The 20,948-nt window shown below is 59.1% G+C and carries 20 protein-coding genes and 3 pseudogenes; 14 read left to right on the top strand and 9 right to left on the bottom strand.

What is annotated here, in order from left to right:
• Window positions 1-178: 178 nt before the first annotated feature.
• The 4 genes and pseudogenes from DXA70_RS08870 (at window position 179) to DXA70_RS08855 (ending at window position 3,327) form a co-directional block, all read left to right on the top strand.
• A complete protein-coding gene (locus DXA70_RS08870; protein ID WP_128118253.1) occupies window positions 179-1,351 on the top strand; it encodes a malic enzyme-like NAD(P)-binding protein in 1,173 nt (390 codons plus the stop codon).
• A gap of 15 nt (window positions 1,352-1,366) precedes the next feature.
• Window positions 1,367-2,205: pseudogene (locus DXA70_RS08865) on the top strand (fumarate hydratase).
• A 13-nt stretch (window positions 2,206-2,218) separates the two neighbouring features.
• Window positions 2,219-2,778, top strand: a pseudogene (locus DXA70_RS08860) (Fe-S-containing hydro-lyase).
• Between the two features lie 156 nt (window positions 2,779-2,934).
• Window positions 2,935-3,327, top strand: coding sequence for a metal-dependent transcriptional regulator (locus DXA70_RS08855; protein ID WP_022256520.1), 393 nt, complete (start codon window positions 2,935-2,937; stop codon window positions 3,325-3,327).
• Window positions 3,328-3,414: 87 nt separating this feature from the next.
• Here the strand turns inward: DXA70_RS08855 and DXA70_RS08850 are convergent, their stop codons facing one another.
• Window positions 3,415-3,765, bottom strand: a complete 351-nt coding sequence (locus DXA70_RS08850) for a type II toxin-antitoxin system PemK/MazF family toxin (protein ID WP_022256519.1) — start codon at window positions 3,763-3,765, stop codon at window positions 3,415-3,417.
• A gap of 136 nt (window positions 3,766-3,901) precedes the next feature.
• Window positions 3,902-4,330 carry a holo-ACP synthase gene (locus tag DXA70_RS08845; RefSeq protein ID WP_128118252.1) on the bottom strand — a complete coding sequence of 143 codons (429 nt, stop codon included), beginning with the start codon at window positions 4,328-4,330 and terminating at the stop codon, window positions 3,902-3,904.
• 151 nt (window positions 4,331-4,481) lie between these two features.
• On the opposite strand from DXA70_RS08845, the gene DXA70_RS08840 reads away from it, so the two are divergent.
• Complete coding sequence (locus tag DXA70_RS08840; RefSeq protein WP_128118251.1) at window positions 4,482-4,727, top strand: IreB family regulatory phosphoprotein; 246 nt, start codon at window positions 4,482-4,484, stop codon at window positions 4,725-4,727.
• A gap of 48 nt (window positions 4,728-4,775) precedes the next feature.
• Here the strand turns inward: DXA70_RS08840 and DXA70_RS08835 are convergent, their stop codons facing one another.
• Window positions 4,776-5,717, bottom strand: a complete 942-nt coding sequence (locus tag DXA70_RS08835; protein WP_128118250.1) for a tRNA-dihydrouridine synthase family protein — start codon at window positions 5,715-5,717, stop codon at window positions 4,776-4,778.
• A gap of 95 nt (window positions 5,718-5,812) precedes the next feature.
• Window positions 5,813-6,744: pseudogene (gene cysK / locus DXA70_RS08830) on the bottom strand (cysteine synthase A).
• A gap of 236 nt (window positions 6,745-6,980) precedes the next feature.
• Here cysK and DXA70_RS08825 point away from each other — a divergent pair.
• Entirely contained in the window at window positions 6,981-7,412 is a 432-nt protein-coding gene (locus DXA70_RS08825) for an RrF2 family transcriptional regulator (RefSeq protein ID WP_022256514.1), read from the top strand.
• A gap of 73 nt (window positions 7,413-7,485) precedes the next feature.
• Here the strand turns inward: DXA70_RS08825 and DXA70_RS08820 are convergent, their stop codons facing one another.
• The 3 genes from DXA70_RS08820 to DXA70_RS08810 form a co-directional block, all read right to left on the bottom strand.
• Entirely contained in the window at window positions 7,486-8,367 is an 882-nt protein-coding gene (locus DXA70_RS08820) for a galactose mutarotase (protein WP_022256513.1), read from the bottom strand.
• Between the two features lie 107 nt (window positions 8,368-8,474).
• On the bottom strand, window positions 8,475-9,965 hold the full coding sequence (locus DXA70_RS08815) for an altronate dehydratase family protein (RefSeq protein ID WP_112149137.1): 1,491 nt from the start codon (window positions 9,963-9,965) through the stop codon (window positions 8,475-8,477).
• 87 nt (window positions 9,966-10,052) lie between these two features.
• The gene (locus DXA70_RS08810) at window positions 10,053-11,567 is read right to left on the bottom strand and encodes a tagaturonate reductase (RefSeq protein WP_128118249.1); all 1,515 of its coding nucleotides are present in this window, start codon (window positions 11,565-11,567) and stop codon (window positions 10,053-10,055) included.
• A 320-nt stretch (window positions 11,568-11,887) separates the two neighbouring features.
• Between DXA70_RS08810 and uxaC the strand changes: the two genes are divergently transcribed.
• Window positions 11,888-13,321, top strand: a complete 1,434-nt coding sequence (uxaC, locus tag DXA70_RS08805; RefSeq protein ID WP_128118248.1) for a glucuronate isomerase — start codon at window positions 11,888-11,890, stop codon at window positions 13,319-13,321.
• Between the two features lie 147 nt (window positions 13,322-13,468).
• On the opposite strand, the gene eno is transcribed toward uxaC, so the two are convergent.
• A complete protein-coding gene (gene eno, locus DXA70_RS08800; RefSeq protein ID WP_128118247.1) occupies window positions 13,469-14,767 on the bottom strand; it encodes a phosphopyruvate hydratase in 1,299 nt (432 codons plus the stop codon).
• A gap of 413 nt (window positions 14,768-15,180) precedes the next feature.
• Between eno and DXA70_RS08795 the strand changes: the two genes are divergently transcribed.
• From DXA70_RS08795 to DXA70_RS08775, 7 genes are all read left to right on the top strand, one after another.
• On the top strand, window positions 15,181-16,068 hold the full coding sequence (locus tag DXA70_RS08795; protein ID WP_243001261.1) for an ABC transporter substrate-binding protein: 888 nt from the start codon (window positions 15,181-15,183) through the stop codon (window positions 16,066-16,068).
• Window positions 16,069-16,264: 196 nt separating this feature from the next.
• On the top strand, window positions 16,265-16,402 hold the full coding sequence (locus DXA70_RS14475; protein WP_243001260.1) for a hypothetical protein: 138 nt from the start codon (window positions 16,265-16,267) through the stop codon (window positions 16,400-16,402).
• A 138-nt stretch (window positions 16,403-16,540) separates the two neighbouring features.
• Window positions 16,541-17,419: a branched-chain amino acid ABC transporter permease gene (locus tag DXA70_RS08790; protein ID WP_128118246.1), complete on the top strand. Its 879-nt coding sequence runs from the start codon at window positions 16,541-16,543 to the stop codon at window positions 17,417-17,419.
• Between the two features lie 15 nt (window positions 17,420-17,434).
• The gene (locus tag DXA70_RS14470; protein WP_243001259.1) at window positions 17,435-17,752 is read left to right on the top strand and encodes a hypothetical protein; all 318 of its coding nucleotides are present in this window, start codon (window positions 17,435-17,437) and stop codon (window positions 17,750-17,752) included.
• Window positions 17,656-18,459, top strand: a complete 804-nt coding sequence (locus DXA70_RS08785) for a branched-chain amino acid ABC transporter permease (protein ID WP_243001258.1) — start codon at window positions 17,656-17,658, stop codon at window positions 18,457-18,459. Before DXA70_RS14470 ends, DXA70_RS08785 begins: the two co-directional genes overlap by 97 nt.
• Complete coding sequence (locus tag DXA70_RS08780; protein WP_112115962.1) at window positions 18,452-19,291, top strand: ABC transporter ATP-binding protein; 840 nt, start codon at window positions 18,452-18,454, stop codon at window positions 19,289-19,291. The genes DXA70_RS08785 and DXA70_RS08780 overlap by 8 nt, the downstream gene beginning before the upstream one ends.
• Before the next feature lie 3 nt (window positions 19,292-19,294).
• Entirely contained in the window at window positions 19,295-20,008 is a 714-nt protein-coding gene (locus tag DXA70_RS08775; protein WP_181567010.1) for an ABC transporter ATP-binding protein, read from the top strand.
• A 177-nt stretch (window positions 20,009-20,185) separates the two neighbouring features.
• Here DXA70_RS08775 and DXA70_RS08770 read toward each other — a convergent pair whose 3' ends face one another.
• Window positions 20,186-20,791 (bottom strand): hypothetical protein, encoded by a 606-nt coding sequence (locus tag DXA70_RS08770; RefSeq protein ID WP_243001257.1) that lies wholly within the window; start codon window positions 20,789-20,791, stop codon window positions 20,186-20,188.
• Window positions 20,792-20,948 lie beyond the last annotated feature (157 nt).

Genomic DNA, 20,948 nt, shown 5'->3' with positions numbered 1-20,948 from the left:
TTATAAGGGGTAAAAATGAAAAAGAAAAGTTTTTTGCAAAATTTCCACAAATAAACGTTCGACTTTGTCGGACTTTTGCGGGAACCCGGGCGGAAAACTGGGAAAAGCGGTGGAAATGCCCACCGGGTTTTGTTATTATAAAAAGCAGGAGCTAATACAAAAACAGGAGGAACGCCCCATGGATTACAACAAAGCTGCTCTCGAAATGCACGAGAGCCATCACGGTAAAGTCGGCATCGTCAGCAAGGTGGAAGTGAAGACCCGCGACGACCTTTCCACTGCCTACACCCCCGGCGTGGCAGAGCCCTGCCGCAAGATCAAGGAAAACCCCGATGACGTGTACAAGTACACGTTCAAGAGCAACATGGTGGCAGTCGTCTCCAACGGCACCGCTGTGCTGGGCCTGGGCGATATCGGCCCCGAGGCCGGTCTGCCCGTTATGGAGGGCAAGGCCGTGCTCTTTAAGGAATTTGGCGGGGTGGATGCATTCCCCATCTGCATCGACGCCCACGACGCGGCCAGCGTCATCGCGGCCTGCAAGGCCATTGCGCCCACGTTCGGCGGCATCAATCTGGAGGACATCAGGAGCCCCGAGTGCTTTGAGATCGAGGAGACACTGGAAAAAGAGCTGGATATCCCGGTCTTCCACGATGACCAGCACGGCACCGCCATTGTCGTGACCGCCGCCCTCATCAACGCCCTCCGTGTGGTGGGCAAGAAGATGGAGGATGTGCATATCGTCCTGAACGGCCCCGGCGCGGCCGGCACGGCCATTATCAAGATGCTGATGACCGCCGGAGCAAAGGACATCATTGCGGTAGACCAGTTCGGCACCCTGTACAAGGGCTGCAACAGTGCGGAGGCCCACAAGAACTGGCTGGGCGAGGTGACCAACCCCCGTCAGATCAAGGGCGGCCTGAAAGAGGCGCTGGCCGGGGCCGATGTTTTCATCGGCGTGTCCAAGCCCGGCATCCTGACCACCGAGCTGTGCAAGACCATGAATCAGGATGCGATCGTCTTTGCCATGGCCAACCCCACGCCCGAGATCATGCCCGACGAGGCCAAGGCGGGCGGTGTCCGCGTCATGGCCACCGGCCGCAGCGATTTCCCCAACCAGGTCAATAACGTGCTCTGCTTCCCGGGTCTGTTCAAGGGTGCCCTGAGCGTCCGTGCCCGGGACATCAACAACGAGATGAAGCTGGCCGCCGCTTACGCCATCGCCGACCTCATCACCGACACCGACCGCAGCGAGGAGAACATCATCCCCGGTGCCTTTGACCCCCGCGTGGCCGAGGCTGTGGCCAACGCCGTGGCAAAGGCTGCCCGGGAAACGGGCGTCGCCCGCCTGTAAGAGGGAGGCGTTGAGATGAGAACCATTTCGGCACAGGCCATCACCGATACCGTGGCCCGGCTCTGCATCGAGGCCAACACCCGCCTGCCCAAAGATGTGGAGGCAGCGCTGGCCAAAGCCCGGGCAGAAGAGCCCTGGCCGCTGGCGAAAAACACCCTCGACCTGCTCTGGTCCAACCTCTCCGCCGCCAAAGAAGAGAACCTGCCCATCTGCCAGGACACCGGCATGGCCTGCGTCTTTGTGGAGCTGGGCACCGATGTTCACATTGACGGGCATTTTGAGGAGGCCATCCACGAGGGCGTCCGCCGGGGCTATACCGACGGCTACCTGCGCAAAAGCATCGTGGCCGACCCGCTCCGCCGCGGCAACACCGGCGATAACACCCCGGCGGCCATCACCGTGCATCTGGTGGACGGTGACGGCTGCACCATCACGGTGGCCCCCAAGGGATTTGGCAGCGAGAATATGAGCCGTATCCAGATGCTCAAGCCCGCCGACGGCGTGGAGGGCTTTCAAAAGTTCGTGCTGGACACCGTGCAGCAGGCAGGTTCCAACCCCTGCCCGCCCATCGTGCTGGGCATTGGCGTGGGCGGCAGCTTTGATAAGGTGGCGTATCTGGCCAAGAAAGCCTCCTCCGCCCGCTGGATGTCCCCAACCCGGACCCCTATTACGCGGCATTGGAGCAGGAGCTGCTGGCAGCCATCAACGAGCTGGGCATCGGGCCCCAGGGCTTTGGCGGCAAGACCACCTGCCTGGGCCTTGCCATTGAGCAGATGCCCACCCATGTGGCAGGCCTCCCCGTAGCCGTCAATGTCTCCTGCCATGTCACCCGGCGGGCCAGTGCACAGCTGTAAGGAGGAAACGACCATGCAATACAAACTCACAACTCCCTGCACGGCGGAAAATCTGGCTCCTCTCAAAGCAGGCGACACCGTGCTGCTGTCCGGTGTGGTGTATACCGCCCGTGACCAGGCCCACAAGCGGATGCTGGAGGCGCTGGACAAGGGCGAGAAGCTCCCCTTTGATCTGGAGGGCAGTGCCATTTATTATGTCGGCCCCACCCCGGAGCGCCCGGGCGAGATCATTGGCTCGGCAGGGCCCACCACCAGCGGCCGGATGGACGCCATGAGCCCCCGTCTGCTGGACCTGGGCAACAAAATCATGATCGGCAAGGGCAAGCGGGACGCGGCGGTCAAAGAAGCGGTCGTCCGCAACGGGGCAGTCTATCTGGCGGCGCTGGGCGGAGCCGGTGCCTGATGGCCCAGAGCGTCAAAACGCTGGAAGTCATCGCCTGGCCGGACCTCGGCTGTGAGGCTGTCCGCCGCCTGACCGTGGAGGATATGCCCCTGACGGTGATTCTGGATGCCCACGGCGGAGACTTATATTTATCTGGGCCAGAAGCTTACCGGGAAGCACAGGTGAAATAACACAAAATCGAAGAATGATTTTAGTTTGTTTATACAAACCTGCTGAGAACGGCTTGCAACATCCTGCCGAATGTGATATCCTATTATATACTAACCGGGCTGTTATGCCCGGCGAACAAATTCCCTGCGGGGAAAAGGCAGGAGGCCGAACAAACCATGCAGATCCACCAATCCGCGGAAGATTACCTTGAAACGATCCTGATGCTGACCCAGCGGATGGGCCGGGTGCGCTCCATTGACGTGGTCAATGAGCTGGGCTATACCAAAGCCAGCGTCAGCATTGCCATGAAAAAACTGCGGGAAAACGGCTATATCGCGGTGGACGGCGAGGGCAACCTGACCCTGCTGGATCCGGGCCGTGAGATCGCGGAACGCATTTACAGCCGCCACCGTCTGCTGACCCACTTCTTTATGCAGCTGGGCGTGGACGAGAAGATCGCTGCCGAGGACGCCTGCAAGGCAGAGCATATCCTCAGCGAGGAAACGCTGGCCAAGATCCGCGAGCAAGCGCTGCTCCACGATGCAGAGGAATCCGCCAAGAACGGGTAAACAGAAGATCTTCCACAAAACAACAAATGCCGCCCTCATCCAGACCGGATGGGAGCGGCATTTTTGTGCCTTTTTCGTCTGTTGTTTTTAATAGGAATCCAGCCCCAGGCTGACATCCAGTGCCTGATTGACCCGCCGCTGGTCCTCCGGGGTGATCTGCCCGGCCCGCTCCCGCAGGCGGTGTTTGTCCAGCGTGCGGATCTGCTCCAGCAGCACCACGCTGTCCTTGGCAAGGCCTGTGTCCTCTGCCCGGATATTGATGTGGGTGGGCAGGCGGGCTTTGTCCAGCCGGGATGTAATGGCGGCCGCAATGACGGTGGGGCTGTGGCGGTTGCCGATCTCGTTTTGCACGATGAGCACCGGGCGGATGCCGCCCTGCTCTGAGCCGACCACGGGCGAGAGGTCGGCGTAGAAAACTTCTCCTCTGTGTACCTCCATGGAATCTCCCTCCTTGCAGTTGGGGAGGCAGCGCCGCTATGTGGTGCGCAGGCCTCCCTGCTGCCCTTAGTATGGGCGGGGGAGAGGGCCGCTATGCACGCGGCGCGGTTTATTCCATTGTATGCACCAGGAGCGGTCAGGTTTCCGGGGGCAGCTGTTCCAGCGTGCAGAACGCCAGTGCCATGCCGCCGTCGTGGCTGAGAGAGAGCTTTGCGGTCAGGTGGTGTGCCGCCACCCACTCCGCCGTTTTGCCGGAGAAACGATAGTTCGGGGCCCCGGAAGGCAGGCGGACGGCTTCGATCTCACACAGGGAGAACGGCGCGGCGAGCCCCGTGCCTGCCGCCTTGAGGAATGCCTCTTTGGCGGCAAAATCAGCCGCCGCGCTGGCAGCCTTATGGGCGGAAGCCCGCCCGGCGGGCCAGGGCTCAGCCTCTGCACCAAGGCCCAGCGCGGCCTGCTCTGCCGGGCCGAACACCCGCCGAACAAAGGCCGGGCCATGGGCCCCGGAGAGGCTTTTTTCCATCCGGGCGACCTCACACAGGTCGCACCCAATGCCATATAGCATAAAACGCTCCTTTCGGTGGAAAACCACCCGCCAAATTGCATGGAATTGTCAGAAAATTTTGAGCAAAATGTGCAAATACGGCCCCGGAATCTTGAAGTTTTGCCGCATTTCGTGTACAATAAATCATAGTTTATCGAAGGGGGTGTCTTGCGTGGGTGACGCAACTGCTATTTTCTCGATCCACGATCAAAAGGACTATGAGATCCACGAAGTCGTGCAGCAGGTGTACGACGCACTGAAAGAAAAAGGGTATAACCCGGTCAACCAGCTGGTGGGCTATATCCTCTCCGAAGATCCGACTTACATTACGACGTACAAGGGCGCGCGTTCGCTGATCCGCAAGGTGGACCGCGATGACCTGCTGCAGGCGCTGCTGCGCAGCTATCTGAACGTCTGAGTTTCCATCTGTCCTTTCAAGTCCGCTGTCTGTATGGCAGCGGACTTTTTAAATAAGCGGCAAAGTAAAAATCTGATTCACGACCGTCTCATACTCCCAGGGTTCCCGCAGCTTTTTCAGCTGCTTTTCCAACTTTTCAGAGTCGGCAAAGCAGTGGATGAGATAGAACCAGTGGCCTTTCATCCGGCTGATGGCACACCCGGCGCTGCCGAAGAGCTCGGTATAGCCGTGGTAGAGGTCGTCCAGATAGCCCCGCAGCTCGGCTTTGGTGGCGGCGGGGCCGCCCAGTGCCTTGCGGAAGAGAGCCGGGTCTGCAATGATGCCCCGGCCGATCATGATACCGGAAAGGGTGGGAAATTCCGCTTCCAGCGCATGGAGCTGCCCTGTGGTGGTGAGATCACCATTGTAGCAGACCGGCGGCTTGCACTGGGGCAGGGCGGCGGCAAAGGCCTCCCGGTCGGCCTGCCCGCGGTAGAGCTGGCGCATGACACGGGGATGAATGGTCAGTTCAGAGATGGGGTAGCGGTTATAGATTGTAAGGATAGCCGCAAACTCCTCCGGTTTCTCCACGCCCAGCCGGGTCTTGACCGAGATGGGGCCCTCTGCATGAGAGAAAACAGCTTCCAGAAAGGCGTCCAGTTTGGCCGGGTCCCGCAGCATTCCGGAACCCTTGCCCTTGGCGGTAACAGTTCCGGCGGGGCAGCCGAAGTTCAGATTGACCTCGGTATAGCCCAGCTTCCGCAGCTCGCCGATCATCCAGGCAGCCAGCTCGCCATCCTTGGCCAGCAGCTGCGGGATAACGGGCACGCCGGGGTTGGCCTCCGGGGCCAGTTCCGCCATCTTCTTTTTGATGAGAACGCGGTTTTCCGGCGGGGACAAAAAGGGCGCGTAATAGCGGGCCGAGCCGCCTGCCCAGCCGAACCATTTCTGGTGGGCCTGCCGCCACACCCGGTCGGTGAGCCCCTCCATGGGGGCAACGTAGTAGTTCATGTCATACGCTCCAATTGATAAGATGAGCTTATTGTAACACAAAAACGCCGCCGCGCAAAGAGGATGCACAGCGGCGTAACGTATTTCGGGGGAGATTATTCCGCAAACAGCGGGGTGGAGAGGTAACGGTCGCCGGTATCGGGCAGCAGGACCACAATGTTCTTGCCCTTGTTCTCCGGACGCTTTGCCAGCTCGATGGCAGCCCAGACGGCTGCACCGGAGGAGATGCCCACCAGCACGCCCTCTTTGTGGCCGATGAGGCGGCCCGTTGCAAAGGCGTCCTCGTTGGTCACGGCGATGATTTCATCGTAGACCTTGGTGTCCAGCACATCGGGGACAAAGCCTGCGCCGATGCCCTGGATCTTGTGTGCACCGGCAGTGCCCTTGCTCAGGACAGGGGAGGAGGCGGGCTCCACAGCCACGACCTTGACATTCGGGTTCTGGCTCTTCAGGTACTGGCCAACACCGGTCACAGTGCCACCGGTGCCGACGCCTGCCACAAAGAGATCGACCTTGCCGTCGGTGTCATCCCAGATCTCGGGGCCGGTGGTGGCAACATGAGCCTTGGGGTTGGCGGGGTTGACGAACTGGCCGGGGATGAATGCGTTGGGAATCTCCTTTGCCAGCTCATCGGCCTTGGCAATGGCACCTTTCATGCCCTTGGCACCCTCGCTCAGGACCAGCTCCGCGCCATAGGCTTTCATCAGCTGGCGGCGCTCCACGCTCATGGTCTCGGGCATGACAATGATGATGCGGTAGCCCTTGGCAGCCGCCACGGCAGCCAGGCCGATGCCGGTGTTGCCGGAGGTGGGCTCGATGATGACGGAACCAGGTTTGAGCTTGCCGGAAGCCTCGGCGTCGTCGATCATGGCCTTGGCAATGCGGTCCTTGACGGAACCGGCCGGGTTGAAATACTCCAGTTTGGCCAGGATCCTGCAGGCAGGTTTTCTTGTGCTTCAATGTGGGCCAGCTCCAGCAGCGGAGTGTGGCCGATCAGCTGATCCGCGGAAGTATAAATCTTGCTCATAATACTTTGTCCTCCCTATGTGGGCGCTTGGCCCTGCTGTTCCGGGGCGGCCCCGGCTGTTCACACAACTCTATAAACCAATATGGTTTGTGGGTTTGATAGCATTATACGCTTGTGCCCTGCCCTTGTCAATGGAAAAATGCGAAAAAATCGGATTGAAAAGTTACAAACCCTGTTGTATAATAGGTTTAAAATCAAAAACGGTAAATCACTTTGCAATCAAAGGAGAAAAACGGATGATTGTTTCAACCAAAGGGCGTTATGCGCTGCGTGTGATGATCGACCTGGCCGAACACCAGTCAGATAAATATGTCCCCCTGAAAGAAGTAGCCGCCCGGCAGGAGATCTCGGAGAAATATCTGGAGAACATCCTCAAGGTGCTGGTGCAGAACGGGTTTCTGGAGGGCCTGCGCGGCAAGGGCGGCGGCTACCGCCTGACCCGCAGCCCGGAGCAGTACACGGTGGAGGAGATCCTGAACCTGACGGAGGGCAATCTGGCAACGGTGAGCTGCCTGACTCCCGGAGCACCCACCTGCCATCGGATGGCCGAATGCCGCACCTATAACATGTGGAAAGGCCTGGACGAAATGATCTCGGATTACTTCAGCAAGATCACCCTCGCAGACCTGGCAGCCCCGGAAGAAGCCGGAAACGATTATGTGATTTAAATAAAAAATCTCCCGCGGATGTCTGTGCACACTGCGGGAGATTTTTTGTTCAGATGTTCAGGAAAGCGGATTTTCAGACTTTCTCAATGGTGATGCTCCACTCGCTGGTCATGGCCTCATCAGGCTCCAGCACCTCGTGCTTGCCCTCTTCGTTGACGCTGTTGGCCCAGCCGTTCCAGGGCTCCATGCAGACGAAGCTCTCGGCATCCTGCTGCCAGAGCACGCCGTTGGTGAAAGTCTCGTCGGCGTCCACAGTTACCTTGTGGCCGTTGCCCTTGTCGGTAAAGCTCATGGGGAACTCCACGCCCGTCAGAAGGCGGATGGAGTTGTCGGCACCCTCCTTGCGGGTCAGGGTGATCTTCTCCGGGGCAGCGGGCTGCTCGCCCTTGGCGTTCTCAGAGCAGGTAGCGCACTGGATGTTGAAATCCACGTTCTCCAGGGCGGAGGCGTTGAAGTAGGGGTGGTAGCCAAAGCTGAACGGCATCGGCTTGTCGCCCTCGTTGATGACGGTCATGCTGATGGTGGCCTTGCTGCCCTCCAGATTGTAGTTCACCAGCAGGGTGAAATCAAACGGGTAGAGGAACTTGGTCAGCGGGGTAGACTCCAGCACAAGGCTCACGCCGTCCGGGCCGACGCTCTCCACTTCCCAGGCGCAGAGGTCTGCAAAGCCGTGGCACTCCATAGGGTAGGCCTTGCCGTCAAAGAGATGCACGCCGTTGTCCGGGTTGCCGCAGCTGGGGAAGAGCACGGGCACGCCAAAGCGGGGGCGGTTGCACTCGCTGAAGTTGGGGCGGCGGGTCCAGATGTACTCCTCGCCGTCCAGCGTGAAGCCGGTGATCATGCCGCCGCGCTCGGGGGTGATGGTCAGGGCCGTCTTGGCGGCGGGGTCGGTGATGACGTACTGCTCGTAGCAGGCACCGTTCTCCGTGACGTACTGGGTAGTGATCTGATTCATAAAGTTTGTCCTCCTGTTTTTCTGCCCGCGTTCCGCGGGTCGAAATTAAGAATCAATGCACAAAAAGGCCGCCGTGCACCACAGGGCACACAGCAGCCTCTGATCCATTACAGAACAACGCCGTCCTTGAAGATGGAGATCTCGCGGAAGCCGTGCTTTTCGGCCTTGGTCTGCTCACCGCTGGCAACGCGGATGACCAGATCCAGCAGGTCGTGCGCGGCCTCGTCGATGGTCTTCTCTCCATCCGCGATGACACCGGTGTTGAAGTCGATCCAGCCGGACTTCTTCTGGGCCAGCGGGGTGTTGGTAGAGATCTTCAGGGTGGGGGCCGGGGCCGAGAACGGCGTGCCGCGGCCGGTGGAGAAGAGGATGAGGTGCGCGCCGGCTGCTGTCATGGCCGTGGCGGAGACCAGGTCATTGCCGGGGCCGTAGAGCATATTCAGGCCCTTGGTCACCACGGGGTCGCCGTAGCCGATGACGTCCATGATGGGGGCGGTGCCGCCTTTCTGGACACAGCCGCAGCTCTTGTCCTCCAGGGTGGTGATGCCGCCCTGCTTGTTGCCCGGGGAGGGGTTGTCGTAAACCACCTCGTTGTGGCTGATGAAGTACTCCTTGAAGCCGTTGATCATCTTCTCAGCCTTGACGAAGACGTCGTGGTTGATGCAGCGATCCATCAGGAAGCCCTCGGCACCGAACATCTCGGGCACCTCGGTCAGGACGGTGGAACCGCCGCGCTGGCCCATCATATCGGAGAAGCGGCCGATGGTGGGGTTGGCGGTGATGCCGGACAGGCCATCCGAGCCGCCGCACTTCATGCCGACCACCAGCTCACTGACGGGAATGGGCTCGCGCTGGAACTGACCGGCATAAGCAGCCAGCTCCTTGAGGATCTCGCGGGCCGCGGTGAACTCGTCGTCCACGTCCTGGCAGGTCAGGAACTTGACCCGGTCGTGGTCGTACTCGCCCAGCTCTTCCACGAACTGGTCATGCTGGAGGTTCTCACAGCCCAGATGCAGCACCAGAACGGCAGCGGCATTGGGGTGGCGGACCAGAGCCGCCAGCAGCTTGCGGGTCTGTGCGTGATCATGGCCGGTCTGGCTGCAGCCAAACGGATGGGTAAAGGTATACAGGCCCTCGATGCTGCCGGTGACCAGATCCTGGTTGTCGGCCACCATCTTCTTGGCGATGTCGTTGACACAGCCGACGGTGGGAATGATCCAGATCTCGTTGCGGATGGCGGCGCGGCCATCCTTGCGGCGGAAGCCCATAAAGGTCTCCGGAGCCGCCTTGGGCAGGGGAGCCAGATCGGGGGCGGGGTTGTAGCTGTACTCCACCTCACCGGAAAGGTTGGTGTGGACATTGTGGGTGTGCATCCAGGTGCCCGGCTCGGCATCGGCGGTGGCATGGCCGATGGGGAAGCCGTATTTGATGACATTCTCGCCGTTCTTGATGGGCTTCACGGCCATTTTATGGCCCTGGGGAATATCCTCCAGCGCGGTGACGGAAAGGCCGTCTACCTCCACCAGAGTGCCCTTGGCGATGGGATGCAGCGCGACAACGACGTTGTCGATGGGGCTGATGTGAATTGCCTGCGGCATAGTTTCTCTCCTTGTACTCTCAAAAGCACAAAAGGGCTGCTGCCCAAAGCAGCAGCCTTTGATGTGCGGGGAAAATATTCTGTCGAATTACAGGCAGCTCTTGTAAGCAGCCTCAGCGCCCTGAGAGCGGATCAACTCCAGATCAGCCAGGACAGCGGCCTCGAGGCCCTCGATCTTGGTCAGATCCTGATCCCACATCTGGGTGTTGGACAGGACAGCGTGCACCAGCTGAGCGGCGGTGTCGTCCTTGTGTGCATAGTAGAAGTCCAGAGCCCATGCGTCATCCTGGATCTTATAGGTGTTGCCGGCCGGGCGCTTGCAGATCAGGCCGTCGGCGGTGCGCTCCTGGATGTCGTTGGAGTAGAATGCAATGTAAGCAGCCAGAGACATGGTCAGGCACTTGGGCAGCTGCTTCTGCTCCTCGATATAGGCCAGGAAAGAGGGCATGTTGCGGGCTTTCCACTTGGAGGTGGAGTTCAGGGAAATGCTCATCAGCTCGTGGTTGACGAACGGGTTGTTGAAGCGGTCTTCCACAGCGGAAGCAAAGTCTTCCAGGTCTTTCTTGTCCAGAGGCAGGGTGGGGATGATCTCCTCGTGCAGCATCTTGTTCATGAAGCCGCGGACGGTGTCGTTGTGCATGCAGTCACGGACGATATCAAAGCCAGCCAGGTAAGCGCCCAGAACAAAACCGGTGTGGGCACCGTTCAGGATGCGGACCTTGCGCTTCTTATAAGGAGTGACATCGGGCACGACCATGACGTTGACGCCGGCTTTCTTGAACGGGAGCTTGTCCTCCAGGCCCGCGGGGCCCTCGATGACCCAGACGCCGAACACTTCGCCGACATCCAGCGCCTGATCGTGGTAGCCGTTGGCCTCTTCCAGGGCAGCCAGTTCTTTCGGGTCACGGATGCGGCCCGGGACGATGCGGTCCACCAGAGTGGAGCAGAACGTGTTGGCGTTGTTCATCCAGTCGATGAAAGCAGCGTCCAGGTTCCAGTCCTTGGCGTAGTTGTTGCAGCACTTCTTCAGCTCTTTGCCGTTGTTGTCGATCAGCTCGCAGGAGAGGATGACCAGGCCCTTGTCGGCAGCGCCGTTGTATGCCTTGTAGCGCTCATACAGCACGCGGGTCAGCTTTGCGGGGAAGCTGTTGGGGGGCACCTGATCGAACTCGCTGTCGCCCTGGGTGTAAGCGATGCCGGCCTCGGTGGTGTTGGAGACGATGATCTCCAGATCCTCGGAGCGAGCCAGATCCAGCACCTCAGCCCACTTGCCATCCTGATAAGGGCAGACACAGTCGGACACGCAGGAGATCACGCGCTTGGCGTCCACTTTCTGGCCTTTCTCACTGCCGCGCAGGTACAGGGTGTACAGGCCCTCCTGCTCGTTGATCCAGTCAGCCATCTGGGGGAAGTTGGCAATGGGCTGCACCAGCTTGACCTTGCCGTTGAAGCCGGCCTTCTCGTTGGCGATATCAATAAAGTAATCCACGAACGCGCGGAGGAAGTTGCCCTCACCGAACTGCATCACCTTGACCGGGGCATCCTTGAGGACGTAGCCGTTGTAACCAGTCTCTGCCAAAACCTTGTAATTCAAAGTTTCCATTTTGCTGTTCTCCTTTTTATGTTGCTTTGCTCAAAACCGGAGCCGCCACGGTGCGGCCCCTGACTACCCCTATTTTATGCTGTTGTATACAAATAAGTCAAGGGGGTAAGGATGGATTTTTGCCCCAAAATAGGCCATTTTCATAAATTCCAGCGGTTTTCACAAGGAATGCTTTAAAAATTCGTCAAATTTTCAGTTGTATACATGGGCGGTTTTCGGTATACTAAGGATGTATCCGCTCCCGCTGGTATCCTGTGGGGGCAGTAAAGCACATTTTTTGTATGATTTCACCTTGAATACAAGAAAAGGAGAACTCGATCATGAAAGCATTTATGGATAAGGAGTTCATGCTCCAGAACCCTACCGCTCAGCACCTGTACCACACTTATGCTGAGGATATGCCCATCTGCGATTACCACTGCCATATCCCTCCCCGCGAGATCTATGAGAACCGCCGCTTTGAGAATATCACTCAGGTGTGGCTGGGCGGCCGCAACCCGGACGGCAGCTACTTTGGCGACCATTATAAGTGGCGCGTGATGCGCTCCAATGGCGTGCCTGAGGAGTACATTACCGGCGATAAGCCCGACCGCGAGCGCTTCCAGAAGTTTGCAGAGGCTCTGCCCATGGCCATCGGCAACCCGATGTACCACTGGTGCAACCTGGAGCTGCACCGCTTCTTCGGCTATGACGGCGTGCTGAACGGCGACACCGCTGAGGAAGTGTGGAACCTGTGCAACGACAAGCTGCAGCACGACCCCAAGCTGACCGTCCGCGGCCTGATCGAGCAGAGCAACGTGGCATTCATCGGCACCACCGATGACCCCATCGACAGCCTGGAGTGGCACAAGAAGATCAAGGAAGACCCCACCATCAAGTTTACCGTGGCTCCGTCTTTCCGTCCTGACAAGGCCCTCAACATCCAGAAGCCCGGCTTTGCAGAGTACATGGCGCAGCTGGCTGCTGTTGTGGGCAAGGAGAAGCTGGCCTGCATCAACTGCGTGACCGACGCCCTGACCAAGCGCATCGAGTTCTTCGTGGAGATGGGCTGCCGCGCTTCTGACCACGGCCTGGACTATGTGCCTTACCGTGAAGCTTCCAAGGAAGAGGTCAACGCCATCTACCAGAAAGTCATGGCTGGCGAGGCCTGCACGACCGAAGAGGCTGAGAAGTACCAGACCTACATCCTCATCCACCTGGGCAAGCAGTATCATCGCCTGAACGTTGCCATGCAGATCCACTACAACTGCCTGCGCGGCGTCAACCGCAAGATGAACGCTCTGCTGGGACCCGACACCGGCTTTGATATGATGAACACCGCAAGCTGCGGCGGCCAGATCGCTTCTCTGCTGAGCGCTCTGAACGACACCGACGAGTGCCCCAAGACCATCATCTACAGCCTGAACCCGGCTGACAATGAGCAGATCGGCACCATTCTGGGCTGCTTCCAGAACGATGAGATCCCCGGCAAGATCCAGCACGGTTCCGGCTGGTGGTTCAACGACCAGAAGATCGGCATGGAGAACCAGATGAAGAGCCTGGCAAACCTGGGCCTGCTGGGCAACTTTGTTGGTATGCTGACCGACAGCCGCAGCTTCCTGAGCTACACCCGCCACGACTACTTCCGCCGCATCCTGTGCAACCTGATCGGCGAGTGGGTCGAGAACGGCGAGTATCCCAACGACGAGAAGGCTCTGGAGAAGATCGTCAAGGGGATCTGCTTCGACAACGCAAAGCGTTACTTCGCTCTGTAAGCTTTGCGGGAAGCGTTTCCTGTTAAGTACCTGAATGCATAAAAAACACCCGGCACCGTGAACTGCGGTGCCGGGTGTTTTTTGCCAGGGGGTTGGATTTATGGGTTTAACTGGAAAAGAAAGGAAAGAAAATGGATGGCTTGTGTTTCAGCGCTTGACGTTGAACGCGCCCATGCCGGGGTAAACAGCGCTGGCACCCAGGTGCTCTTCAATGCGGAGCAGCTGGTTGTACTTGGCCACGCGCTCGGTGCGGCTGGGAGCGCCGGTCTTGATCTGGCAGGTGTTCAGAGCCACGGCCAGGTCTGCAATGGTGGTATCCTCGGTCTCGCCGGAGCGGTGAGAGCTGATGGCGGTGTAACCAGCCTTGTGTGCCATCTTGATGGCCTCCAGCGTCTCGGAAACGGAGCCGATCTGGTTCAGCTTGATGAGGATGGCGTTGCCGGCACCCAGCTGGATGCCCTTGGCCAGACGCTCGGTGTTGGTGACGAACAGGTCGTCGCCCACCAGCTGGACCTTGCCGCCCAGCTCGCGGGTCATCTCCTGCCAGCCCTCCCAGTCCTCTTCATCCAGACCGTCCTCAATGGAGATGATGGGATACTTCTCAACCAGTTTCTTCCAGTGCGCGATCAGCTCGCTGGAAGTGTACTCGGTGCCAGCCTTGGGCAGCTTGTAGAAGCCCTTGCCCTTGGGGCTCTTCCACTCGGAGGAAGCGGCGTCCATGGCCAGCATGAAGTCCTTGCCGGGCACATAGCCGGCTTTCTCAATGGCGGCCAGAATGGTCTCGATGGTCTCCTCATCGCTGGACAGGTTGGGCGCAAAGCCGCCCTCATCGCCGACGGAGGTAGCCAGGCCCTTGGCTTTCAGGATGGAAGCCAGAGCATGGAAGACCTCAGCGCACCAGCGCAGGCCCTCTTTAAAGGAGGGAGCACCCACGGGCATGATCATGAACTCCTGAGTATCCACGGTGTTGGTGGCGTGCGCGCCGCCGTTCAGAATGTTCATCATGGGGACGGGCAGGCGGTTGCCGTTCACGCCGCCCAGGAAGCGGTACAGGGGCATGTCCAGCGAGGTGGCGGCAGCGCGGCAGGCTGCAATGGAAACAGCCAGGATGGCGTTTGCGCCCAGGTTGGATTTATCCTTGGTGCCGTCGGCTTTCAGCATGGCGGCGTCCACTGCGTAGATGTCGGAAGCGTCCAGGCCCACCACAGCGTCAGCAATAACGGTATTGATGTTCTCCACAGCCTTGGTCACGCCCTTGCCCAGGTAACGGCTCTTGTCGCCGTCGCGGAGCTCCAGCGCCTCAAACTCGCCGGTGGAAGCACCGGACGGGGCGCAGCCGCGGGCTACGGTGCCGTCGGCCAGAGTGATCTCAGCCTCAACGGTGGGGTTTCCGCGGGAGTCCAGGATCTCGCGGCCGATGACGGATTCAATTTCCAGATAGTTCATAAGAGTTGCCCTCCTGAATACGTTCTCAGCATTATTGGATAGTATGCGCTAACTAACCGCCTTTATCCTATCACGTTTCCGGCCTGTATGCAAGGGGCTGGGAAGATGTTAGTTGATAGAAACTTAACGAGCCTGCGGGAGCTGTGTAACTTTTTTGTTATGGGTGAAGCGCTTTCATTTCGTGCTTGCACGAGATGAATAACTTGAAAAAGTAAACAAAAACAATGCATTCATTTTGTTTAAAATAGAAGAAAATGCCCGAAAATGCCCCAAAAACTATGGACGGTTTGTGAATTGCACACTTTGCGGCGAGGGTCTATAATAAGCCTATCGAGGCAGAGGAGCTTTGAGGGAAGCCACTCTGCTTCATACTTTTACACGAAAAACTTCCAACACAAGGAGGATATACGATTATGAAAAAGATGATCTCTCGCCGCAGCTTTCTGGCTGCCGCTGGTGTTTCCGCTGCTGCTCTGGCCCTGACTGCCTGCGGCGGCTCTTCCAGCAGCACCGCTGCTTCCACCGCTGCAAGCACTGCTGGCTCCACTGCCGCTGCTTCCGGTGATACCATCAAGGTCGGCGTCATGGGCCCCATGACCGGCGATGTTTCCGTTTACGGTCTGGCTGTTATCAACGGTGCGAACCTGTATCTGGATCAGGTCAACGCCAACGGCGGCATCAATGGCAAGATGATCGAGTCCATCACCATGGACGAGCAGGGCGACGCGACTCAGGCTGTCCAGTGCTTCACCAAGATGGTGGATGAGGGGATCGTTGGTCTGATCGGCGACGTGACCACCACCCCGACTCTGGCTGTTGCCGCTGAAAGCCAGGACTACAACATGCCCATGGTCACTGCTTCCGCTACCGCTGAGGCTGTTACCTACGATGCCGAGACCGACACCGTGTATGAAAACGTCTTCCGTGCCACCTTTACCGACCCGTTCCAGGGCATCAAGATGGCGGACTACGCTTACCAGAAGCTGGGTTACACCAAGGCAGCCGTCATCTACAAGAAAGGCGCTGACTACAACGAGGGCCTGGCTGAGAACTTCGTCAACGAGTTTGAGGCTCTGGGCGGCACCATCGTCGATGAGGAGAGCTACTCCGACGGCGATGTGGATTACAAGACGCAGCTGACCACCATCCTGGGCAAGGGCCCCGAGACCGTCTTCTGCCCCAACTACTATCAGGAAGTGGGCCAGATCCTGTCTCAGGCCGAGAGCGTCGGCCTGACCGTTCCGTTCCTGGGCGGCGACGGCTGGGACGGCCTGGAGGCTATGCCACCAACGACCAGCTGAAGGACACCTACTTCTGCGCCAACTACGCAAAGGGCTCCAGCCCCGACTTTGAGAACGCTTACAAGGAGAAGTACGGCGAGGACTACCCCAACGGCTTCTCTCCTCTGGCTACGATGCGGCCATTACCCTGTGCTACGGCATTCAGGCTGCTGAGGACGCTGGTCTGGAAGCAGGCACCGATGAGTACAAGCAGGCTGTGATCGATGGCATCAAGAATGGCACCATCGAGGGCATCACCGGTACCTTTACCTTTGATGAGCACAACAACCCCGTCAAGAGCACCGCGATCCTGACCTATGTCGATGGCGCGCCTGTTCTGAAAGAGATGTTCTAAGCTGCTTCGGGCCGCGGCCCGGAAAGCTGCAAAGTTTTCAATGATCCACTTGCGGAGACCGTCGGTAGAGGTTTGCTTCGACCGTCTCCGCATTTTTGTATTATTTCTATCCGGATCAAGAAAGGAAGGAATCAAACCATGACAGTGTTTTTTAGTCAGCTGATCAACGGTCTTTCCCTGGGCAGCATCTATGCACTGATCGCACTGGGTTACAGCATGGTGTACGGCATCATCCTGCTGCTGAACTTTGCCCATGGCGATGTCATTATGGTGGGCGCTTACATGTCCTGGTTCGTCATGAACCAGCTGGGCCTCGGCCCGGTCACCGCCGTGTGCGCCACCATCGTCACCTGCACGCTGCTGGGCGTGGTGATCGAGAAAGTTGCCTACACCCCGCTGCGCGGTGCGCCCCGTATCTCGCTGCTGATCACCGCCATCGGCGTCTCCTTTTTCCTGGAGTACACCGCAGAGCTGATCATGGGCTCCGGCGCAAAAGTCATCCCCGCGTATTTCCCCGCTAAGACGTTCTACGCCGGCAAGGTGCCTGTGGGCCTGACCTCCATCATTACGCTGGTGGTCACGGTGCTGTCCATGCTGGTCCTGACGTTCCTGGTCCAGAAGACCAAGCTTGGCAAGGCCATGCGTGCCGTCTCGGAGGATATGGACGCCGCCCGCCTGATGGGCATCAACGTCAACAGCACCATTTCGTTCACCTTTGCCGTCGGCTCCGCGCTGGCTGGCATCGGTGCGGTGCTGTACTGCTGCTCCTACCCGCAGGCTACTCCCACCATGGGTTCCATGCTGGGCCTGAAAGCATTCGTCGCCGCCGTGTTGGGCGGCATCGGCTCCATCCCTGGCGCCATGATCGGTGGTATCGCCATCGGCCTGTGTGAATGCTTCGTCTCCGCCATCGGCCTCTCTGCCTGGAAAGACGCCGTTACATTTGCCATCCTGATTGTTGTGCTGCTGGTCAAGCCCACTGGCTTCCTCGGCCGTCAGGTGCAGGAAAAGGTGTAAGGAGGGAATGGAAAGATGAATAAGAATCGCAAAACCCTCAAAATGCCCGTGCGTTACCTCATGAACGCCGTGCTGGTGGTGCTCTTGTTCCTGGCCCTCTCCTACATGACCGGGAACATGCTCTCTACCTACCAGAACAAAGTGCTGATGACCGTGGGCATCAACATCATTCTGGCCGTGTCCCTGAACGTTGCCACCGGTTACCTGGCCAGCTGCCGCTGGGCCATGCCGGTTTTATGGCTGTGGGTGCTTACACCTGCGCCCTGTTCACCAAGTACTGCCCGCTGCCCGGCCCCGTCTCCTTTGTGCTGGGCCTGGTGCTGGCCTGCGTGATGGCTGGCCTGTTCGGTGTCCTCATCGGCATCCCGGCTCTGCGCCTGACCGGCGACTATCTGGCGATCCTGACACTGGGCTTTGGTGAGATCATCCGCATCACCCTGAACAACATCGACGATGTGCTGGGATTCAAGCTGTTCTACGGTGCCAAGGGCCTGAAAAACATCCCCAAGTACTCCAATTTCATGAATGTCTTCCTCTGCGTGGTCATCACCTGCTTCCTCATCCATGCGATGATGAAGTCCCGCCATGGCCGTGCGGTCCTCGCCATCCGCGATAACGAGATCGCCGCTGAGAGCTGCGGCATCCAGACCACCTATTACAAGGTCATGGCCTTTGCGTTCTCCGCCGCTTTTGCAGGCCTGGCGGGCGGCCTGTACGCCTGCTATCTGGGCGTTCTGGACCCCTCCACGTTCGGCTTTATGAAATCCATCGAGATCCTGGTCATGGTGGTTCTGGGCGGCATGGGCTCCATGCTGGGCTCCATCCTCTCCGCTACCGTGCTGACCATCCTGCCTGAGGCGACCCGCAGCTTTGAGAGCTACCGCATGGTGGTCTACTCTCTGGTGCTGATCCTCATGATGATCTTCCGTCCGGGCGGCCTGCTGGGCAGCTACGACTTCTCCATGAGCCGCATCGTGGAAAAGGCTATGAACGGCGAACTGTTCCATAAGAAAGCAAAGGAGGGTGCAGACCATGAGTGAGTTTCAGACCAAGTTACACAGTGTGCCCTCCGGCGGCTTCCTGACCGACCGTGATAAGGACAAAAAACCCATTCTGGACGTCCGTGAGCTGGGCATCGATTTTGGCGGCCTGACCGCTGTGGACGGCTTCAACCTGATGATCGGCCGCAACGAGATCACCGGCCTGATCGGCCCCAACGGCGCGGGCAAGACCACTGTCTTCAACCTGCTCACCAACGTTTACCAGCCCACCCGCGGTTCCATCCTGATCGACGGAATGCCCACGGCGGGCAAGAAGACCTATCAGGTCAACCGGATGGGCGTGGCCCGCACGTTCCAGAACATCCGCCTGTTCAAAGAGCTGTCGGTCATCGACAACATCAAGGTGGGCCTGCATGAGTCCATGAAGTACGATCTGGCTTCCTCCCTCATCCGCCTGCCCAACTACTGGAAAGAGGAAAAGCACTGCACCGAGCGTGCCTTTGAGCTGCTGGATATCTTCCACATGGCAGACCTGGCCGATACCCTGGCCGGCAGCCTGCCCTACGGCGCGCAGCGCCGGTTGGAGATCATGCGTGCACTGGCTACCAGCCCGAAGCTGCTGCTGCTGGATGAGCCCGCTGCCGGTATGAACCCCTCTGAGACGGCCGAGCTGACCGAGACCATCCGCCGCATCCGCGACGAGTTCAACATTGCCGTGCTGCTGATCGAGCACGACATGAGCCTGGTCATGGGCATCTGCGAAGGCATCGCCGTGCTGAACTTTGGCCGCGTCATCGCCAAGGGCACCCCGGACGAGATCCGCAACAACCCGCAGGTCATTGAGGCCTACCTGGGCAAAAAGGAGGGCTGAACCATGGCACAGACGATGCTGAAAGTAGACAATATCAATGTGTATTACGGCAACATCCACGCCGTGAAGAACGTCTCGTTCGAGGTCAACGAGGGCGAGATCGTCACCCTGATCGGTGCCAACGGTGCAGGAAAATCCACCACCCTGAAGACCATCTCCGGCCTGCTGCACCCCAAAACGGGTGATGTGCTGTACAAGGGCAAGAGCATCAAGGGCGTCCGCGCGCACAAGATCGTGGAGCAGGGCCTGGCCCATGTGCCGGAAGGCCGCCATGTGTTCCTGCACATGACCGTGGAGGAGAACCTGGATATGGGCGGCTATACTCAGCCCGCCTCCACCATCGGCCCCAACAAAGAGAAAGTCTTTGAGCTGTTCCCCCGCCTGAAAGAGCGCCGGAAGCAGCTGGCCGGTACCATGTCCGGCGGCGAGCAGCAGATGCTGGCCATGGGCCGCGCCCTGATGAGCAATGCCTCCATGCTGATGCTGGACGAGCCCTCCATGGGCCTTTCGCCCCTGCTGGTACAGGAGATCTTCGATATCATCCAGAACATCCACAAGGAGGGCATGACCATCCTGCTGGTGGAGCAGAACGCACAGATGGCTCTTTCCGTGGCCGACCGTGCCTATGTTCTGGAGACGGGCCGTGTCGTCATGGACGGCACCGGTGCCGAGCTGCTGACCAACGAGCGGGTCCGCAGCGCATACCTGGGCGGCTGAGACGCCCCGCTGGATAGCACAAGCTGCAAAAATTCCCCCAGCGCGTCCGCGCTGAGGGAATTTTTCAGGTGCGGTAGTTTATGATCAAACAATCCGTTTCAAACCTTTGGGAGGAATCAAAAAACGCCTCGTGCACTGCACGGGGCGTTTTTGCATGTTGAGAAAGATTGGGGGAAATCAGAACTGGAACAGAGCGATAAACTTTTTCCAGAGCCGGACGAAGAAGTTGTCGGCCTCGGCAGGGGCAGCCTGCTGGACCACAGAGGCTGCGGGTTCCACGTTCTCGGCCGTCTTGTAGAGGAACTTCATGCTGGAAACAGCGCCCTCCGGAGCGCCGGAGAAACTGGTGTACTCCTCCATGCGGCCCATCATCGCGTCCAGCACCGTTTTCAGGGCGTGGAGCTGGTCGGTGTCCAGCGCGCCGGTCAGCTGGGAGATGCCCTCCTCGTTGAACTGATTCAGGCCGCTGTGGAGCTGGTGGGTGCCGTCCAAAAGCCGGTTGGCACCGTTGAGCAGGGCCTGTGCCCCGGCAACCAGCTGGGTGCTGCCGTCCTTGGCGGCGTGGGCACCATCCGCCGCGGCGGCCACACCGTCAGCGTACTGGCCCACGCTGGACACAAAGAACTGGATCTGCGCCAGATTGTCTTTCAGGGCGCGGACATCGGCAATGTCCTGGCTCTGGGCGGTCTGGAGCACCAGCTCGTCGTGGATGACCTGCCGGGCGTCCGGGTCGGTGGCTTTCTGGAACATGGCCACGAACATGGAGGGGCTGTAACTCTGCATCAGCCGGAGCGCGGCTTCCAGATCACTGTCCGTTTTGGTGGCGGAGAGGTAGAGGGCCAGGTCCAGTAACTCTGCATCAGCCGGAGCGCGGCTTCCAGATCACTGTCCGTTTTGGTGGCGGAGAGGTAGAGGGCCAGGTCCAGCTGGCTGGCCTTGA

The sequence above is a fragment of the Faecalibacterium sp. OF04-11AC genome (assembly GCF_003460645.1).
GTDB lineage: Bacteria > Bacillota > Clostridia > Oscillospirales > Ruminococcaceae > Faecalibacterium > Faecalibacterium prausnitzii_I.
This window is presented reverse-complemented; position numbering and strand designations above follow the sequence as displayed.

Bases quoted from the DNA above. Each gene is read 5' to 3' on its own strand.
- DXA70_RS08870 (WP_128118253.1), top strand. From the start codon at position 179: ATGGATTACAACAAAGCTGCTCTCGAAATGCACGAGAGCCATCACGGT.
- DXA70_RS08855 (WP_022256520.1), top strand. From the start codon at position 2,935: ATGCAGATCCACCAATCCGCGGAAGATTACCTTGAAACGATCCTGATG.
- DXA70_RS08850 (WP_022256519.1), bottom strand. From the start codon at position 3,765: ATGGAGGTACACAGAGGAGAAGTTTTCTACGCCGACCTCTCGCCCGTG.
- DXA70_RS08845 (WP_128118252.1), bottom strand. From the start codon at position 4,330: ATGCTATATGGCATTGGGTGCGACCTGTGTGAGGTCGCCCGGATGGAA.
- DXA70_RS08835 (WP_128118250.1), bottom strand. From the start codon at position 5,717: ATGAACTACTACGTTGCCCCCATGGAGGGGCTCACCGACCGGGTGTGG.
- DXA70_RS08825 (WP_022256514.1), top strand. From the start codon at position 6,981: ATGATTGTTTCAACCAAAGGGCGTTATGCGCTGCGTGTGATGATCGAC.
- DXA70_RS08820 (WP_022256513.1), bottom strand. From the start codon at position 8,367: ATGAATCAGATCACTACCCAGTACGTCACGGAGAACGGTGCCTGCTAC.
- DXA70_RS08815 (WP_112149137.1), bottom strand. From the start codon at position 9,965: ATGCCGCAGGCAATTCACATCAGCCCCATCGACAACGTCGTTGTCGCG.
- DXA70_RS08810 (WP_128118249.1), bottom strand. From the start codon at position 11,567: ATGGAAACTTTGAATTACAAGGTTTTGGCAGAGACTGGTTACAACGGC.
- uxaC (WP_128118248.1), top strand. From the start codon at position 11,888: ATGAAAGCATTTATGGATAAGGAGTTCATGCTCCAGAACCCTACCGCT.
- eno (WP_128118247.1), bottom strand. From the start codon at position 14,767: ATGAACTATCTGGAAATTGAATCCGTCATCGGCCGCGAGATCCTGGAC.
- DXA70_RS08795 (WP_243001261.1), top strand. From the start codon at position 15,181: ATGAAAAAGATGATCTCTCGCCGCAGCTTTCTGGCTGCCGCTGGTGTT.
- DXA70_RS08790 (WP_128118246.1), top strand. From the start codon at position 16,541: ATGACAGTGTTTTTTAGTCAGCTGATCAACGGTCTTTCCCTGGGCAGC.
- DXA70_RS14470 (WP_243001259.1), top strand. From the start codon at position 17,435: ATGAATAAGAATCGCAAAACCCTCAAAATGCCCGTGCGTTACCTCATG.
- DXA70_RS08785 (WP_243001258.1), top strand. From the start codon at position 17,656: ATGGCTGTGGGTGCTTACACCTGCGCCCTGTTCACCAAGTACTGCCCG.
- DXA70_RS08780 (WP_112115962.1), top strand. From the start codon at position 18,452: ATGAGTGAGTTTCAGACCAAGTTACACAGTGTGCCCTCCGGCGGCTTC.
- DXA70_RS08775 (WP_181567010.1), top strand. From the start codon at position 19,295: ATGGCACAGACGATGCTGAAAGTAGACAATATCAATGTGTATTACGGC.
- DXA70_RS08770 (WP_243001257.1), bottom strand. From the start codon at position 20,791: ATGCAGAGTTACAGCCCCTCCATGTTCGTGGCCATGTTCCAGAAAGCC.